This window comes from Micromonospora sp. NPDC049139 (assembly GCF_055586845.1).
In genome coordinates this window covers 17810-34470 of the sequence record NZ_JBVJHK010000033.1, presented here as the reverse complement: position 1 = coordinate 34470, position 16661 = coordinate 17810, and the positions used below count along the sequence as shown (strand labels likewise).

Here is a 16661-nt window from a genome sequence, read left to right as displayed (position 1 = left end):
GTGCCCGGAGATGCCGGCAGTGAGTATGAGCGGTACGTGGCGGATCACGGTGGTGGGCAAGGAGTCCCTCTACGCGCAGCGGCTGGTGTTCTCCGGCGACGTCCAGAAGACGCTCGAACTGGAGGTCGGGACGTCGGGGTCCGCGAGTGGGCGGCGCTGGAGGCTGCGGTTCGAACACAACCGTGGGGACGGCGTCTGGCGGCCGAACGTCTCGGTGGAGGCGGGTGCCATCGTCCGGTGCGGCAACGAATTCCAGCGGTTGATCGCGACAAAGGACGTGTACTGGACCGGTGACCGTGGACACGACGACCTGAAGCTGCTGCTCACCCGGCCGGCATCGGCGGGTGACCCGGAGGAGCAAGCGGCCGGGGTGCCCTTCGCCGTCGACGTCAACCTGCACGGGCTGCCGGACATGCCGGTGCTCCCGTCGATGGAGGGCGCGGAGGTGACGCTGGAGCGGCTGCGGTCGTACAGCCGGCCGGGGTCGGCGGGAACTCCCCTGCGGAGACGGTCCTTCTGATCGCCGTGGGCCCCGGCCCGCCCCGCCCGGCCGACGGCGTCTCCGCAATCTCGCGGTGTGAACAGTATCGATCCCGGTGCCGGTCAACCCTTTCCGGCCCGCAGCCGTGTAAGGGATGTGAGCACCAGACCTTTCCGGCGGCCGGCCCGCCGCAACGGACCCGAGCTACCGCACGGCGAGATCACCCTGCAGGAGCCGCCGGTCGTCCCGGAGGTCCAGCCCGCCGGGTTCCGCTCGCTCGGGATGATCCTGCCGAGCCTGCTGATGACCGGCGGGTTCATGTTCATGATGATGAGCAACTCGCTCAGAGGCCCGATGGGCCTGGTCATGCTGGTCATGATGGGCGGCGGCATGCTGGGCATGGCCGTGTTCCAGATGACGATGACCGGCGGCAACCGCAAGCAGCAGATCAACGGCGACCGGCGCGACTACTTCCGCTACCTGTCCCAGACCAGGGCGCAGGTCCGCCAGTACGCGGCGGAACAGCGGGACGCGCTGGCCTGGCGGCACCCCGACCCGGAGTCGCTGTGGTCGCTGGCGATGACCAGCCGGCTGTGGGAGCGCCGACCGACGCATCCGGACTTCGGCGAGATCCGGGTCGGCACCGGTGCCCAGCGGCTCGCGGTGCGGATGACCCCGCTGGACACCAAGCCGGTGGAGGACCTGGAACCGGTGTGCGCCAAGGCGTTGCGCCGGTTCATCAAGGCCTACACGACCGTGCCCGACCAGCCCGTCGCGCTGTGCCTGCCCGGCTTCGCGCACGTGCGGATCAGTGGCGACCGGGACGTGGCGCGGGGCATGGTGCGCGCCATGCTCGCCCAGTTGGCCACCTTCCACGCCCCGGACGAGCTGCGGCTGGCCCTCTGCGTCGGCACCGAGCAGGCCGAGCAGTGGGAGTGGGCCAAGTGGCTGCCGCACGCCAAGCACGCCACCGACGTCGACGTGGCCGGGCCGGTACGGCTGTTCGGCGCCACCCTGGAGGAGGTGGAGCGGCTGCTGGGCGCGGAGTTCGCGGGCCGTTCCCGGTACGACGACGACGCCCAGCCCTCCCGCGAGGAACCGTTCGTCGTGGTGGTCTGCGACGGTGGCGTCATCCCGCCGGGCGCCCGGCTGACCGTCTCCGGGTACCGCAACGCCGTCCTCGTCGACTTCGACGGTCGTGGCCTCGCCGACGGGGACAACGTGCTCAACCTGGAGGTGTCCGCGACCGACGTGGACATGATCGAGAAGGACCACGTGGGCCGGGAGGTGCGTACCCGGCTCGCCGCACCCGACCACCTGGACCTGCCCCGGCTGCGGACGCTGGCCCGGATCATGGCCCGGCACGCCACCAAGGTCACCGGCGAGCAGCCGGCCAGCGGGCTCAGCGCCGTCCTCGACCTGCCGGACCTGCTGGACATCCCCGACCTGGACACCTTCGACCCGCGTGCCCGGTGGGAGGCACGCTCGCCCGCCGACCGGCTGCGGGTGCCCATCGGGGTGGCCGCCGACGGCTCCCCGATCGAGCTGGACATCAAGGAGTCCGCCGAGGGCGGGATGGGGCCGCACGGCATGCTCATCGGCGCCACCGGGTCGGGCAAGAGCGAACTGCTGCGCACCCTGGTCCTGGCCCTGGCGGCCACGCACTCCTCGGAGACCCTCAACTTCGTGCTGGTGGACTTCAAGGGCGGCGCCACCTTCGTCGGGCTGGACCGGCTGCCGCACGTCTCCGCGCTCATCACCAACCTGGCCGACGAGGCCGCGCTGGTCGACCGGATGCAGACCACCCTCCAGGGGGAACTGGTACGCCGGCAGGAACTGCTGCGCAGCGCCGGCAACTTCACCTCGGCACGCGACTACGAGAAGGCCCGTGCCCAGGGCGCCGAACTCGACCCGCTGCCCACCCTCTTCGTGGTGGTGGACGAGTTCAGCGAGCTGATCGCGGCCAACCCCGAGTTCATCCAGCTGTTCGTGATGATCGGTCGGCTCGGCCGCTCGCTCGCGGTGCACCTGCTGCTGGCCTCGCAGCGCCTGGAGGACGGGCGCATCCACCAGCTTGAGGGCCATCTGTCGTACCGCATCGGGCTGCGTACCTTCTCCGCGATGGAGTCGCGGGCCGTCATCGGCGTACCCGACGCGTACGAGCTGCCGGGCGATCCGGGCAACGGATACCTGCGCTCCAGTGTCACCAGCATCACCCGGTTCCGGGCCGCGTACGTGTCCGGCCCGCACCGGGTACGCAGCACCGGGCTGCACCGCGAGGTGATCGCCAGCCAGGTGGTCCCGTTCACCGCCGGGGCCGCCGCGCCCGCCGTCCCGGCGCCGCGCCCGCCCTCGGACCCGGCGCCGGACGAGTCGACCGACACCGGCACCACCGTGCTGCACGCGCTGGTGGACCGACTGGTCGACCAGGGTCCGCCGGCACACCAGGTGTGGATGTCGCCACTGGAGGACGCGCCGACCCTGGACGACGTGCTGCCGCCGCTGCTGCCCGACCCGGAGCACGGGCTGCGTCCGATCGACGCCGGCCAGCAGGGGTACCTGCAGGTGCCGGTCGGTCTCATCGACAAGCCGTTCGAGCAGATGCGCGACCTGCTCGTGGTGGACCTGGCCGGGGTCGGCGGGCACGTGGGCGTGGCCGGCGGACCGCAGAGCGGCAAGAGCACCCTGCTGCGGTCGCTGGTGTGCGGGCTGGCCCTGACCCACTCGCCGCGACAGGTGCAGTTCTACTGCCTCGACTTCGGCGGCGGTTCGCTGGCCGGGCTGACCGGCCTGCCGCACATCGGCGGGGTCGCCGGCCGGCACGAACCGGAGCGGGTGGGCCGCACGGTGGCCGAGGTCCGCTCGATCCTCGTCGAGCGGGAACGGCGCTGCGCTGATCTGGGCATCCACGGCCGGGACGCCTACCGGCAGGCGCAGGCCGACGGTCGCATCCCGGAGGACCGGTTCGGCGACGTGTTCCTGGTCGTGGACGGGTGGTTCGTGCTGCGCCAGGAGTTCGAGCCGGCCGAGGAGATGGCCCGGGACATCGCGGCCCGTGGCCTGAACTACGGGATCCACGTGATGATCACCATGGGCCGCTGGTCGGAGCTGCACATGTCGATGCGGGACAAGATCGGGACCCGTCTCGAACTGCGCCTGGGCGACCCGGTGGAGTCCGGGATCGACCTGCGTGCGGCGGCCCAGGTGCCCCGCCGGCCGGGGCACGGGCTGACGGACGCGAAGCTGCACTTCCTCGGCGCGCTGCCGCGCATCGACGGCGTCCAGTCGGCCGACGGGCTCGCCGCGGCCACCGCGCACCTGGTGTCCGCGGTGGCGGACAACTGGGCCGGGGAACGTGCCCCCGCGGTACGCACCCTGCCGGCCTCGCTGCCGATGGCCGAGCTGCCGGCACCGCAGGACACCCGCATCGCGCTCGGCGTGGACGAGGACCAGCTCGCGCCGGTGTGGCACGACTTCCGGGCGATGCCGCACCTGACCGTGCTGGGGGACACCGAGAGCGGCAAGACGAACCTGCTGCGTCTCATCGCCCACGCGATCGTCGCCAGCCATACCCCGGCCCAGGCGCGCATCATGGCCGTCGACTACCGGCGGCAGCTCTTCGACGACGTACCGGCCGAGTACCGGCTCGGCTACTCGGTCTCGCCGGACAGCACCCGGGACACCGCCGCCGAGGCGCTGGCCGGGCTCCGGCCGCGGGTTCCCGGCCCCGACATCACGCCGGAGCAGCTACGCGCCCGCGACTGGTGGTCCGGCCCCGAACTGTACGTCCTGGTCGACGACTACGAACTGCTCGCCGGGCCCGACAACCCGTTGGCCCACCTGACCCCGTTGCTGCCCCAGGGTGGCGACATCGGCCTGCACGTGGTCGTCGCGCGGGCCGCCGCCGGGGCGATGCGGCTGTCGATGGACCCGCTGCTGCGGCGCATCCAGGAACTGAACACTCCGGACGTGGCGCTGTCCTGCCCGCCGACGGAAGGCCCGCTGCTGGGTAACACCAGGCCGCGTCCGCTACCGCCGGGCCGGGCGCTGCTGTGCACCCGGCGCGGCAGCCGGCTGATCCAGACGGCACTGGTACCCGCGCCCGTGCCCACCGGGGCCGGCTGATGACCCGCACCGCCACCCGCCCGCGCCGTACGCCCACCCCACCGGCCCAGCCCGCCGAGCCGGCCCGTACCGCCGTGGCGGCCGAGCCCGCCGAGCCCGCTACGGCGGCCGAACCCGCTGCGGCGTACGCGGCGGCCGAGGAACTGGCCCGGCGGCTGCGGGCCCTGGCCTGCCTGCCCGGACCGTCCGCCGCGCCGACCGCATGGCCCTGCGACACGGGGCTGCTGGACTGGCTGCGCCGGATGACCTACCCCGCCCTGTACACCTGGGCGGCCGAGGAGAACCTGGCGCGCCGCTGGATCGGCGGCGACATCTTCGGCTCCCGCCGGCTGTCGCGGGCACCGGAGTTCCTCGCCGGCACCGACCTACGCCGTCTGCCCCCGCACCTGGTCGCGCCGCTGTTGCGGCGGGTGAGCATGACGCGTCCGGCGCCGAGCGCCGCCGAGCTGACGCCTGCGGCCCTGGCCGCCGACGCCGGCCGGGTCAGCACGTTCCGGCGCGACGGGGTCGCCCGGCTCTGGGGCCAACCGGAGCACACGCCGCCGCTGCCCGACACCACCACCATCCCGCACGTCGTGCACGGCATCTGGCTCGGCCGGCCGCTGCCCGAGTCGAACGGCTTCTGGGCCAACTACGGCGCGGCGGCCGACAGCTACGCCGGCCAGGTCGACTTCGTGCTGTGGACGGACATCCCGCGGGCCCGCTTCGACGCGGCCCGCGCCACCCCGCCCGCCCCGGCCGGCCGGCCCGATCCGCTGGCCCCGGTACGCGCCCTGCTGACCTGGGCCGACACCCACGGCATCCACCTGGTGAGCGTGGCCGAACTGTTCCCCGCGAACGCGCCGATGACCCTGCACAGTCCGTACGCCCTGGAGCTGAACCGGGGGCTGCCGCAGGGTTTCGCGGCGGCCAGCGACCACCTGCGGGTCGAGGTGGTGCACCGGTTCGGTGGCCTGTACGCCGACGGTGACCTGCACTTCCTTCCGGCCACCGCGCTCCCGCCGGACGAGCGGGCCGACAGCTCGGCGAGCCAGGGTGCCGAGGGCCCGCCGGGCGGTGGGTACCGGCTGTTCCGTGGCCGGTGGCACGGGCCGCCGGAGGCCGACGGGCCGGCCCGGTTGCCGGAGCTGTTCGACCGGGTCGCCGCGTCGACGCACGGGTTCACGCTGCACGCGCTCACCGACGAGATCGTCCTCAACGACGTCATCCTGGCCCCGGCGGGGCATCCCGCGCTGGCGTTGTGGCTGGAGGGCGCGCGGTACAACTACCTGCGCGACCCGCGCGACCTGTACGCCGCCGACACCCCCCAGCCGGACGGGTCGGACGTGCCGGCCGGCTCGGATCCGCCGCCCCCGTCGGATCCGACGCCTACGTCGCCCCCGCCGCCCCCGTCGAACCCGGGGGCCGGGTCCGAGCCGCCGGTCGCGGGGGCGTCCGGGTGGCGGGGGGAGCCGGCCTCCTGGACCTGGGCGGTCACCGCGATGCGTACCGGGCGGGTGCACCACTGGCTGCTGGCCCGGCTGGGCATCGGCGCGGCCGATCTGGTCAAGCCGGCGCCGGCGGTACGCGGGCACAGCGAGCTGAGCTGGCTGCCGCCGGTCGACGGCCAGCCGCCGGTCGCCTGTCCCGACCCGGACCCGCTGCCGACTCTGGTCGCCTGCGTGGACCTGCTGCGCTGGCAGCACCTGTCGCGCTCCGGGGACCTGTGCCTCACCGCGGTCGCTCCGCTGGTACGCGGGCTGCCCGATCCGGACACCGCGTGGACCGCGGTGCTGCTCGCGTTCGGGTATCTGTCCGTCGACCTCGGCCCGGTCACGTCGGTCACCGATCGGCGACGCAACCAGGACCGGACCCTCGACGTGGTGGTGCTGCCGCCCGAGGCGGAGGCGCTGCTGGATCGTGCCGCGACACCGGCCACCTGGTTCGGTTCCGGTGCCCACTCCGGCGACGCTGGCGGAGCCGGACCGGAGGTCACCGCCGGCCGGGAGTACTGGTTCCTCGGCGAGCGCACGGTCCCGGCCCGGCTGCTGCCGCCGCCGCCCGACCCACCGGACGGACGCGGCGGGCGCGACCACATCACGGACCTTCCGGCGGCAGCAGCCGGATGACAGAAAAGGAGAGTCATTATGGCAACCCCCAACAGAGGGGTCGTGGGCGGCGAGTTCGGCCTGATGGCCGACGAGGCGACCATCCACGGCATGGTCATGGCGTTCGCTCAGGCCCAGACCGAGGCCAGGAACAGCCACTCGAACGTCGTGGCCGCGAGCCAGGCGCTGACCGCCTCGTGGTCGAGCGACCTGGCCGCGCCGAAGTTCCTGGAGGCCATCGGCAACTGGGTGGCCGGCTTCCAGAAGGTCCAGCAGGGCCTGAACATGCTCAACCAGAGCATGCAGCAGTACTCGCGACTGACCACGACGACCGAAGACGACAACGCCATGCAGGCCGGCAGTTGGGCCTGGCAACAGCCTCTCCCCGGTCTGTCGCGGGTGCTTTACAAAGAGTGACCGTCAGATGGACGTCTTCCGCTGCCGGCCCAGCGGAAGACATTCGGCCTGAGCGCTCACATCACCCGCCTTCCGGCGACGCGCGCCGGATGACGAACAAGGAGAGTCATGGCAGAGAATCAGTACGGGTACGACGCGCGAGGCATCACACTCCCGATCGTCGCCGATGAGGCGACCATCCACGGCATGGTCATGGCGTTCGCCCAGGCCCAGACCGAGGCCAAGAACAGCAGCGCGAATGTCCAAGCCGCAGGCATAGCGCTGCAAAACTCGTGGCAGAGCGACGTGGCCATGCCTCGGTTCCTTGAGGCCGTCCAGCAGTGGCTGGCCGGCTTCCAGAAGGTCCAGCAGGGCCTGAACATGCTCAACCTGAACATGGAGCAATACGCGCGACTGACCACCACGACCGAAGACGACAACGCCGTGCAGGCCGGCAGCTGGGCTGCAGGGGACGGCCTGCTGTACGGCAGGGCCCAGAGGGTCCAAATGCCGATGGCCCCACTCGGACGGATCGAGCGGTAACTCCGGCCAGTGCCATTGTGACCTACGAGAAGCGGGTCCCTTCTCCAGACGGTGCGTGACCTGGCGCCGGCCGCGTCCAGTTGCGGCAACTGGACGCGGCCGTGGGTCAGCGACCAACCAGAACCTGAAACCGGACCACCATGCCGGTACGGGGCGGCACGACCTGACCGACGCTTGGTGGGCGCCGTCTGCGCCCCTGCTGTCGAGGAACAAGAAGCGAGGTCGGCCGCCGAAGTGCAGTAAACGGCAGCTCATCTACGAGATCCGGTGGCGGGTTCGGGTGGGTTCGCCCTTGATGGCAGAGCGGCCACACAGGCAGCGCGGCGAAGAGCGCGAACACGGCTACCATCACCGTCGCCACGCAGATGATGACCCCGGCCGCGCGCAGCCCTTGCGCGAGTGGTCCGGCCTCCCGGCCCCTGGCGATGCCGACGACCGGCGGGCAGCGTGGCGACAGTCGCGGTTCGCCCGGGTCCCGGCCCGTATCCGGGTTCCTCGGTCCGCCGGTGGCCGACCCCGCACCCGACCCGACCGGGTCTTGGCGGACAGGGTCTACAGCTCGCGCGGCCACCGCGCGAACCCACCCGCGGGAGGATTAAAAAGTCGTGAACCCCAGCGACAGTGCAGGCGTGTTCGGGATATGAGCGCCGAGCGCGGGGAACTCTGCCGACTGCTGGTCGTCGGACCGACCAGTCAGGTCGACGTGAGTCTGCCCACCCACATCCCGTTGGCCGACATGATGCCGGCCCTGCTGAGCGCGCTGGGACCGGACCTCGCCGATCGTGGGCTGGAACACAGCGGCTGGATCGTGCAGCGGCTGGGTGGACCGGCCTTCGACGAGTCGCGCACCGTAGGCGATCTCGACCTGCTCGACGGCGAGGTCGTGCACGTACGCCCGCGTACCGACCAGATCCCGCCGCTGGCCTACGACGACCTGGTCGACGGCGTCTCGGCCGGCATCCGCAAGCGGTCCGGGCTGTGGCGTCCGCAGACCACGCGGGTCACCGCCCTGCTGCTGTTGGCCGCCTGGCTGGCCGCCTGGCTGGCCGCCGCGCGGATGTGGCCGGCCGAGTCCCGGAATCCGCTGCTGCTCGCGGCGATGGCGGGGATGTGCTTCGTCGCGGGCTTCGCGGTGGTACGCAAGCTGGCCGACCGGGCCACGGCCGGAGTCCTGGGGGCCGCCTGTGTGGTCGGTACGGTGGTCGCCGCGCTGGAGGCGGTCGCCGGTGCCTCCGTACCCCGGTTGATCTTCTTGGGTGCCACCGCCGGCACCGTCGCCGCGTTGCTGGTGGCCGCGTTCGTCTTCCCGCGCACCGGCTGGCGGCAGGTCACCGTCGGCCTGCTGGCGGCATGGCTGCTGGTCGTCGCCGCGCTCGCACTGCACACCAGGGCCACGCTGGACTGGACCACGATCGCCGCGATCACGGTCGTCGTCACCACGGCGCTGCGCCCGGCGGTACCGTCGGCGGCCTTCAAGCTCGCCGGGTTCGCCCTGCCGGAGATGCCCGTCGAACCGGCGGACCTGCAGAAGGACATCGACCCGGAACCGGCCGCCGGGGTGCTCACCCGGGCCGCCGCCGCCGACCAGTTCATGACCGCCCTGTACGCGGCCCTCGGACTGGTCTCCGGAGCCGCGATGGTGTGGCTGGCGACGGCGCCCGGCTGGGCCGCACCGCTGGCCGCCTGGCTGGCCGCCGTCGCCCAGATCCTGGTCACCCGCCCGATGACGAGCATCTGGCACCGGGTGGCGCTGGCCGGTCCGGCGTTGGTCGCCATGGCGACCTGGTGCCTGACCGCGCCCACGGACCGGAGTCCGCTCGCCGCCCAACTGGCCATCGGCTGCTGCCTGCTCCTGGCGGTGGCGTGCGGGGTGGCCGCGAGGATCCCGGTCGGCCGGCGGTTCAACCCGATCTGGGGCCGGATGGGCGACCTGGCGCACACCGCGATGGTGGCCGCCCTCGGGCCGACCGTCGTGGTCATCACCGGCCTGATCGACGTGATCCGGGCGCGGGTGGGTTGACATGTCGTCGCGTCGTGACCAGGTGGACGCCCAGCGGTACATGATGACCCGGGTGACCGGTGCGCTGGTGCGGGCCGAGCCGGAGACCGCCGAGTCTCCGACCCGCCGGGACCGCACCGGCACGCTCGCCGGTCTCGTGCTCGGGATCCTGGTGCTGGCCGGGGTCGCGATCTGGGCGCTGATGCCGGGATCGGGCTCGACCAGTTGGCAGCAGCCGCGGATGCTGGTGGTGGACGCCTCGACCGGGGCGCGCTACGTGCTGGTCGACGGCCAACTGCGCCTGGTCAACGACGTGGCGACGGCCACCCTGCTGGCCGGCGGTCGACTCACCCCGGTCACCGTCTCCTCGTCCAAGCTCGCCAAGGTGCCCCAGGGCCCGCCGGTGGGTACCCCGACCGGGCCGCAGGTGCTGCCGGCGGCCAACCGGGTCAACCAGGGCGTGTGGCGAGCCTGTAGCCGGGACACCGGCCGGATCGTCCTGGACGTCGACGTGCCGGCGGCCCCCGATCCGCTCGGCGACGGGCATGCGCTGCCGGTCACCGCAGGCGGCAAAACCTACCTGCTGTGGGGCGGGCGACGGCTGCTCCTTCCCCAGCCGTGGATGGCCGACGTGCTGGGGCTGGGGCTGCTCGCTCCCGTGCCGGTGGCGACCGCCTGGCTGGAGTCGATCCCGCTGGGCGGCACGGTCGGCCCGCCGAAGGTGGCTCGGGCCGGCGGCGCCGGGCCGAGGGTGGCCGGCCGGCCGACGTCGATCGGCCAGATGTTCGGCGTGGACATGGGCAACGGCACGGTCAACCACTACCTGATGACCACCGACGGGCTGGCCCCGCTGACCGAGACCGAGTACCGGTTGCAGCGGGCCACGCCGGGCGGGGCCAGGGAGACCGCCATCACCGCGGCCGATCTGGTCGCCGCCGGTCAGCGCAGTCCGGTGCGCCCGCTGACCACGCTGCCGGCCACCCCGCCAGTGCCACCGTCCATGCCCGAGGACGCCGTGGTCTGCGTGGAGTACGCGGGCCAGGCCGACGAGAAACCCACAATCGTCCTGGCCAGCGGAACCGGAATGCCGACCGGCGGCAGCGGCGGGAAGACCGCCGTGACGGTGCGGGTGCCGTCGGGCGGGGGAGCGCTGCTGATGCCCCCGGCCACCGCCGAGACCGACCGGTGGCGGCAGCAGGGCCTGCTGGTCAACGAGCGGGGGATCGCCTACCCGATCATGGGCGGCGACGTCGCCACCCTGGGCTACTCCCTCAACCAGGCGGTGGTCATGCCCACCGCGCTGGTCGCCATGCTGCCTCCCGGGCCGGCACTGGTCCGGCCGGAAGGGAGGTGAGGCCGCGGGGTATCCGACCGATCCGCTGCCGCGGCCCGGCCCACCGGGCGGACGCGGCAGACGCGCCCACATCACACACCTTCCGGCGACAGCGCCGGATGACAAACAAGGAGAGTCATGACAACCCCCAACAACGGGATCGTCGCCGATCAGGCGACCATCCACGGCATGGTCATGGCGTTCGTTCAGGCCCAGACCGAGGCCAGGAACAGCCACTCGAACGTCGTGGCCGCGAGCCAGGCGCTGGCCGCCTCGTGGGCGAGCGACGGGGCCGCGCCGAAGTTCCAGCAGGCCATCAACAACTGGCTGGCCGGCTTCCAGAAGGTCCAGCAGGGCCTGAACCTGCTCAACCGGAACATGGAGCAGTACTCGCAACTGACCACCACGACCGAAGACGACAACGCCATGCGGGCCGGCGGCTGGGCGGCAGCCTGACCGCCGAGCGTCCCACCGGCGAAACCCGGGCCGACAGAACCCGGACCGACGAACGTTAAGGAGGCCGAGGATGGCCAACTACAACATCAATCCCGCTGCGGTACATGCGGTCGCCGACACCATGACCAGGGAGACCCGCGAGCTCGACGCGTCGCTGGAAAACCTCCAGGCCCATGTGACGCGGTTCGCCGCAGCCAACAACGGCCAGGCGCCCGAAGCCTACAAGGACGCTCAGCAGCTGTGGAATCTGGGTCAGCAGGAAATGCGAGCTGCCCTGGCAATGGGGCAGGCGCGCCTTGTGGAAATCGTCCAGAACTACGTTGTCGGCGACAACCGGGGCGCGGCCATCTTCAGTTAGGAGACCGCTGGCGCCGGTGTCCTGGACCAGTGCATGTGATGCCGGTCCACCGGAACCGACGCGACGGATCACCTACCTGAGGGCAGCACCCAGCCGGACCTGACGCCGCACGGGGTCGGGACGGCAATCCTGCCGAGCCGATACCGGGTCAGACGCACTGGTCCACCGCACCGCCGGGTGGACCAGTGCGTCTGGCTCACCGCTGTCCACGGACTCGCCCGGACCCCGGCTTTCGTCGGGTGAGGACAGCCGAGTCCCGCTGGCCCGTCTCCATCGAGAGGAAGACACGATGAAGAACATCGTCATCAACGAGAGCTACCTGCGGAAGCTGCACGGCATCTACACCAAGCAGGTCGACGAGATCGATCTGATGTACGGCAAGGTCTACCCGTACGGCTCCCTGCCGGATTCGACGGTCGACATCACGAAGCCGCTCAAGCTGCGCCTCGGCGGGAAGGGCTTCACCGAGGCGGAGGATCTCACGGGGGCGATCGACGTCGTCCGGGGGGGAATGGCCGCGCGCTTCAAGGGCGCGCGAAGCGAGATCAACAACCTGGAGCTCGGCATCAAGTTCCTGCTGGCCGACTCCGACGCCATTGAGCAGGCGAGCACGCTGAGCGCCGAGCAGTTCGAGTACTTCATGCCCAAAACCGGGAGTTAGTCATGACGAACACCGCGACGTTCGAGGATGCCCTGGCGAGCATTCTGGGGCTGGTGCTCGGCGGTGGAGAGGGCGGGGACAAGGCTTCCATCAACGACAAGTACCGTCCGCGGACCATCAAGGGGCCCGGCTACTGGCTGATCAACCAGACGAGCACGCTCAAGAAACTCACCCCCGGCGGGTGGATGCCGGAGTACAACAAGGACGCGGTCACCTTCTACCGCTGGAAACAGGACGGGGCGACAAAGCACATCACCCGGTTGACGGTGTGGGTGGGCGTGACCAGCAAGGACAAAACCCAGGGGCAGGAGCGCAACACCACCGACCCGGGGAACTCGACCAACCCCGAGGGCAACGACGTCGTCTCGCTCGGCAACGCGTGGGAACGGATGATCAGCGACCTGCCCAAGGTGGCCGGCCCGAACTCCACGTTCGACGCGGACTCGATCGGGTCCGTCCGCGAGATCCTGGGCAACCTGACCACCCACGCGCTGGGGATCTCGAGCGAGCTGACCGATCAGGTCAAGTCGGTGAACGCCAAGAGCCCCGACTTCAAGGGCTCCGCCGAATCGGCCTGGCGGCACCGGGTGCAAGAGGCGAACAAGTACCTCGCCGACATCATGCCCCAGTTCAAGCAGTGGGACACTTCGCTGGCCCAGGTCGAGCAGGCCATGAGGGACTTCGTCGACGCGGTGCGCGACACCTTCGAGAAGTGGACCTCGATCCACCCGGCCGGCGTCTGGCAGCACCCGTACCGGCTCATCGCCACGATGTTCAACGAAAGCACGCTCGAGTACGGCGACCTGCACGATGGCCAGTCGAACGCCTGGGACCTGGGCCAGCAGTACGCCGACACCGGGGACCAAGAAGGATCGGAATACCGTGGAACCAAGCTCGGTGGATCGGACGCGGGTGTCGTCACGTGGACGCCGCCCGCGTGGGTGAAGTACCACCCGTTCGACGCCTTCAGCGTCCCCGAGTGGAACAAGCTGGACCAGCATCTGCGCCAGATGTGGGCCGACAAGGCCCTCGAGACCTTCGAGCCGGCGGTGCTCGCGGCGAAGAACCTGGTGGCGGTGTTCGCCGAGGCACGCAACCCGATGAGCATCACCGACCCGAAGCCGGTGCCACCGAATCCGATGCCCAACGACGTGGGGATGCCCAACGGCGCATTCCCCAACAACCCGTTCGGGAACATGGGTAACCCCTTCGCCAACTGGGGTGACCCCTTCGCGAACATGGGCAATCCGTTCGCGAACATGGGTAACCCGTTCGCGAACATGGGTAATCCGTTCGCGAATGTGGGCAATCCGTTCGCGAACGTGGGAGCGAACTTTGGCAACCAGTTCCCCAACGGCGGCAGCATGGGGAACCCGTTCGCCAACGGCGGTGGCTTGGATAATCCGTTTACCAACGGGGCCGGCGCGGGCGCTCTCTTCCCCACCAGCCTGATGCCCAATTCGGGCGCCGGTGGTGGCGCGGGTAATCCGTTCGCCAATGGCGCTCTGGGTGCCGCTTTCACCGGCGGTGGCGCGGAGAATCCGTCTGGCGGTGGCGCGAGCAACCTCTTTCCCGCCAGTCTGATGTCCAAGTCAGAAAAACCGTCCGAGGCTGGTGGTGCGGGTAATCCGTTTGCCAACAATGGCGCCGTGGGTGCCGCGTTCGGCGGTGGCGCGGGTAATCCGTTCGCCAACAATGGCGCCGTGGGTGCCGCGTTCGGCGGTGGCGCGGGTAATCCGTTTGCCAACAATGGCGCCGTGGGTGCCGCGTTCGGCGGTGGCGCGGGTAATCCGTTCGCCAACGGCAGCTTGGACAATCCGTTCACCGAAGGCGGTGCGGGCAACCCGTCTGGTGGTGGGGGCGCGAACAGTCTTCTTCCCCCCGTTCCGATCCCCGAGCCGGTCGTACCGTCTGTCGGCGGTGGCGCGCAGAACCCGTTCACCGGCGGTGGTGGGGGCAGTTCCCTGCCGACCAAGAACCTCGGGCTCAACCGCAGTCCGTCCGGGCCGCAGTCGTTGGGTGACCTGACGCCGTCCCAGTTGCGGCAACTGGACAAGGCCGGGCTGCTGGACGATGTGCCGCTCACGGCTGAGCAGGCTGACTACCTGCGGAAGAACGGTCTGTCGCCGGGGGGTGCGACGAAGCTCGGTCAGCTCAGTCCGGATCAGCTCGACGCGTTGGCGCGCGGCGGGCTGCTGGACGAGACCCCCCTCACCAGTGACCAGCGGGCGAAGCTCGGCCTGGACGGGCCGCAGTCGTTGGGTGACCTGACGCCGTCCCAGTTGCGGCAACTGGACGGGGCCGGGCTGCTGGACGATGTGCCGCTGACGGCTGAGCAGGCTGACTACCTGCGGAAGAACGGTCTGTCGCCGGGGGGTGCGACGAAGCTCGGTCAGCTCGGTCCGGATCAGCTCGACGCGCTGCAACGCGGCGGGCTGCTGGACGATGTCCCTCTGTCGCCGGAAGAGCGGGCGAAACTCGGGCTGCCGCCCAATCCGTCGGGGAGTTCCGGCGGGGGTGGGTCCGTACCGGGCCTGGACGCGGGCAGGTTGCCGTGGCCCGACACCGGGCCGACGGCGCCGGTGGACCGGAATTTGTTCCCGACCACGGTCGACGGCAAGAACGTGTCGCCGAAGCCGGGTACGACCGGGAGCATCACCACCCCTCCGGCATTCGGCGACGTCACGAGACCCGGTTCGGCCAGCTTCCCGCACGTTCCCGGGGTGCAGGTCGGCACCGGGGGTCTGTCGGCGGTGCCGGGTGTATCCGGCTCGCCCGGGGCGCTGAACCCGGACAAGCTGGGGGTGCCCGTCGGAGGCCCGGTCGGGACCAACCTGAATGCAGGTCCGGGTGCCGGTCCTGGTCTCCCGCAGCCCGGCGGGGGCGGTATGCCGGGCGGTGGGATGCCGTTCATGCCTCCGATGATGCCGGGCATGGGTGGCGCACCCCAGCAAGGGCAGGACCGTGACCGCCAGCGCAGCACCTGGCTGAAGGAGGACGAGAAGGTCTGGGGTACCGACCCCGACTGTGCGCCCGCGGTGATCGGCCGGCGCGGTCGGGACACCCGGGTCGAGGACGACGAGTTCGGCATGCCGGTCGACGAGCGCCCCGGCAGCCAGGACGAACGCCGCCGGTACCGGGGCCGTTGAACACTGTTGCGCCGATGTGAACCCGGTGCCGCATGTCAGCCGTGGGATAGCAGAGGAGGTAATCGGGATGAGCATGTTGGGCGACGAGGAACTGTTGGCCGAGATGCGTGCGGCCCTGAAGGACGTCGAGGAGGCGGCCGACCGGGTACGCCGGCGCGTGGCTCGGGCGCAGACCACCGTGGAGGACAAGAAGAAGCTGTTGTCGGTGACCGTGGGTGGTCACGGCGAGCTGACCCGGATCACCTTCAACGGGGACGCCTACCGGCGACTCGCGCCACTCGAGCTGGCCGACCTGATCGTGACGACGGCGCGTACCGCTCGCGAGAAGGCCCAGCGTAAGACGATGGCCGGTGCCGCCGAGCTGACGCGTCACCTCTCCGAGCTCGACGACGCCGCGCAGTCGGCCGGGAGCATCGAGGAGCTTGTCGAGGGCATCGCCAGCATGGTTTCCGGCAGTGCCGACCGGCGGCCCGGGCCGGCGGCGTCATGAGTGGGCGACGGTACGAGTTCAACGGGGACGCCGTGGCCCAGCGGGTGCCGTTGCTGCGCCTGTTCGAGGAGCACCTGTTCGCCGGCACGGTGGACCCGATCCTCGAGATCGCCGCGTGCCGGTGGGCGGCTGGCGTTCCCGCGGACGACGAGCTGAGCCTGCAGGCCCGCGAGGCCGCGCAGCAATTGCTCGGGGGCATCGTGCTCGCGGCGTACGTCAAGCTGATTGAGGCCTCCGGATTCCAGGGCGACAAGGTGGACCTCTATCGCCGTGTCGGGGAGAACACCGAGGCCACCGTCCACGATCTGGTTCCGGACATGAGCGGTGGCGCGCGGGGTTGATCCGCGGGGACGGGCTGGTCGTGGGTTGGGGCGGCGGCCTGCGCCGCTGAGTGATGTGCACTGAGTGCCCCTGATCGGGGGCGGGAGGGGGCGTTGGCGATGGGTGAGGCCGCCGTTCCTTCCGTGGGGCTCAGTGAGTCGTCGAAGCGGGCCCTGGAAAATTTCACCGGGATGCGGTTGCACCGGTCGAAGTTGCCGTTGTTGGCGTATGACCTGAACGCGTTGGAGGTGTTGGCGGATCG

At 70.9% G+C, this 16661-nt stretch carries 13 protein-coding genes; all 13 read left to right on the top strand.

Features of this window, described 5'->3' with window-relative positions:
- The first annotated feature begins 10 nt into the window (after positions 1-10).
- The 13 genes from ACZ6Q9_RS32350 (at position 11) to ACZ6Q9_RS32290 (ending at position 16419) form a co-directional block, all read left to right on the top strand.
- Positions 11-520, top strand: a complete 510-nt coding sequence (locus ACZ6Q9_RS32350) for a hypothetical protein (protein WP_396831065.1) — start codon at positions 11-13, stop codon at positions 518-520.
- A 117-nt stretch (positions 521-637) separates the two neighbouring features.
- A complete protein-coding gene (gene eccCa, locus ACZ6Q9_RS32345) occupies positions 638-4606 on the top strand; it encodes a type VII secretion protein EccCa (protein ID WP_350711292.1) in 3969 nt (1322 codons plus the stop codon).
- Positions 4606-6714, top strand: a complete 2109-nt coding sequence (locus tag ACZ6Q9_RS32340) for a hypothetical protein (protein ID WP_396831067.1) — start codon at positions 4606-4608, stop codon at positions 6712-6714. Before eccCa ends, ACZ6Q9_RS32340 begins: the two co-directional genes overlap by 1 nt.
- Positions 6715-6732: 18 nt before the next feature.
- On the top strand, positions 6733-7110 hold the full coding sequence (locus ACZ6Q9_RS32335) for a WXG100 family type VII secretion target (protein WP_393270715.1): 378 nt from the start codon (positions 6733-6735) through the stop codon (positions 7108-7110).
- A 108-nt stretch (positions 7111-7218) separates the two neighbouring features.
- Positions 7219-7632 carry a hypothetical protein gene (locus tag ACZ6Q9_RS32330; RefSeq protein ID WP_393270718.1) on the top strand — a complete coding sequence of 138 codons (414 nt, stop codon included), beginning with the start codon at positions 7219-7221 and terminating at the stop codon, positions 7630-7632.
- Positions 7633-8272: 640 nt separating this feature from the next.
- Positions 8273-9652 carry a type VII secretion integral membrane protein EccD gene (gene eccD, locus ACZ6Q9_RS32325; RefSeq protein ID WP_396831069.1) on the top strand — a complete coding sequence of 460 codons (1380 nt, stop codon included), beginning with the start codon at positions 8273-8275 and terminating at the stop codon, positions 9650-9652.
- A 1-nt stretch (position 9653) separates the two neighbouring features.
- The gene (gene eccB / locus ACZ6Q9_RS32320; RefSeq protein WP_393270723.1) at positions 9654-10985 is read left to right on the top strand and encodes a type VII secretion protein EccB; all 1332 of its coding nucleotides are present in this window, start codon (positions 9654-9656) and stop codon (positions 10983-10985) included.
- A gap of 117 nt (positions 10986-11102) precedes the next feature.
- Positions 11103-11420 (top strand): hypothetical protein, encoded by a 318-nt coding sequence (locus ACZ6Q9_RS32315; protein ID WP_393270726.1) that lies wholly within the window; start codon positions 11103-11105, stop codon positions 11418-11420.
- A gap of 70 nt (positions 11421-11490) precedes the next feature.
- Positions 11491-11778, top strand: a complete 288-nt coding sequence (locus ACZ6Q9_RS32310; protein WP_393270729.1) for a WXG100 family type VII secretion target — start codon at positions 11491-11493, stop codon at positions 11776-11778.
- A gap of 289 nt (positions 11779-12067) precedes the next feature.
- Positions 12068-12439 (top strand): hypothetical protein, encoded by a 372-nt coding sequence (locus tag ACZ6Q9_RS32305; protein ID WP_350711309.1) that lies wholly within the window; start codon positions 12068-12070, stop codon positions 12437-12439.
- 2 nt (positions 12440-12441) lie between these two features.
- Positions 12442-15588, top strand: coding sequence for a hypothetical protein (locus tag ACZ6Q9_RS32300; RefSeq protein WP_396831072.1), 3147 nt, complete (start codon positions 12442-12444; stop codon positions 15586-15588).
- A 67-nt stretch (positions 15589-15655) separates the two neighbouring features.
- Entirely contained in the window at positions 15656-16078 is a 423-nt protein-coding gene (locus tag ACZ6Q9_RS32295; protein WP_396831074.1) for a YbaB/EbfC family nucleoid-associated protein, read from the top strand.
- A gap of 32 nt (positions 16079-16110) precedes the next feature.
- The gene (locus tag ACZ6Q9_RS32290) at positions 16111-16419 is read left to right on the top strand and encodes a hypothetical protein (protein WP_396831076.1); all 309 of its coding nucleotides are present in this window, start codon (positions 16111-16113) and stop codon (positions 16417-16419) included.
- The last annotated feature ends 242 nt before the right edge of the window (positions 16420-16661 follow it).

Excerpts from the sequence above, each read along its gene's own strand:
- ACZ6Q9_RS32330 (WP_393270718.1), top strand. The coding sequence starts at position 7,219 with ATGGCAGAGAATCAGTACGGGTACGACGCGCGAGGCATCACACTCCCG.
- eccD (WP_396831069.1), top strand. The coding sequence starts at position 8,273 with ATGAGCGCCGAGCGCGGGGAACTCTGCCGACTGCTGGTCGTCGGACCG.
- ACZ6Q9_RS32315 (WP_393270726.1), top strand. The coding sequence starts at position 11,103 with ATGACAACCCCCAACAACGGGATCGTCGCCGATCAGGCGACCATCCAC.
- ACZ6Q9_RS32305 (WP_350711309.1), top strand. The coding sequence starts at position 12,068 with ATGAAGAACATCGTCATCAACGAGAGCTACCTGCGGAAGCTGCACGGC.
- ACZ6Q9_RS32310 (WP_393270729.1), top strand. The coding sequence starts at position 11,491 with ATGGCCAACTACAACATCAATCCCGCTGCGGTACATGCGGTCGCCGAC.
- ACZ6Q9_RS32300 (WP_396831072.1), top strand. The coding sequence starts at position 12,442 with ATGACGAACACCGCGACGTTCGAGGATGCCCTGGCGAGCATTCTGGGG.
- ACZ6Q9_RS32335 (WP_393270715.1), top strand. The coding sequence starts at position 6,733 with ATGGCAACCCCCAACAGAGGGGTCGTGGGCGGCGAGTTCGGCCTGATG.
- eccB (WP_393270723.1), top strand. The coding sequence starts at position 9,654 with ATGTCGTCGCGTCGTGACCAGGTGGACGCCCAGCGGTACATGATGACC.
- ACZ6Q9_RS32340 (WP_396831067.1), top strand. The coding sequence starts at position 4,606 with ATGACCCGCACCGCCACCCGCCCGCGCCGTACGCCCACCCCACCGGCC.
- ACZ6Q9_RS32295 (WP_396831074.1), top strand. The coding sequence starts at position 15,656 with ATGAGCATGTTGGGCGACGAGGAACTGTTGGCCGAGATGCGTGCGGCC.
- ACZ6Q9_RS32350 (WP_396831065.1), top strand. The coding sequence starts at position 11 with ATGCCGGCAGTGAGTATGAGCGGTACGTGGCGGATCACGGTGGTGGGC.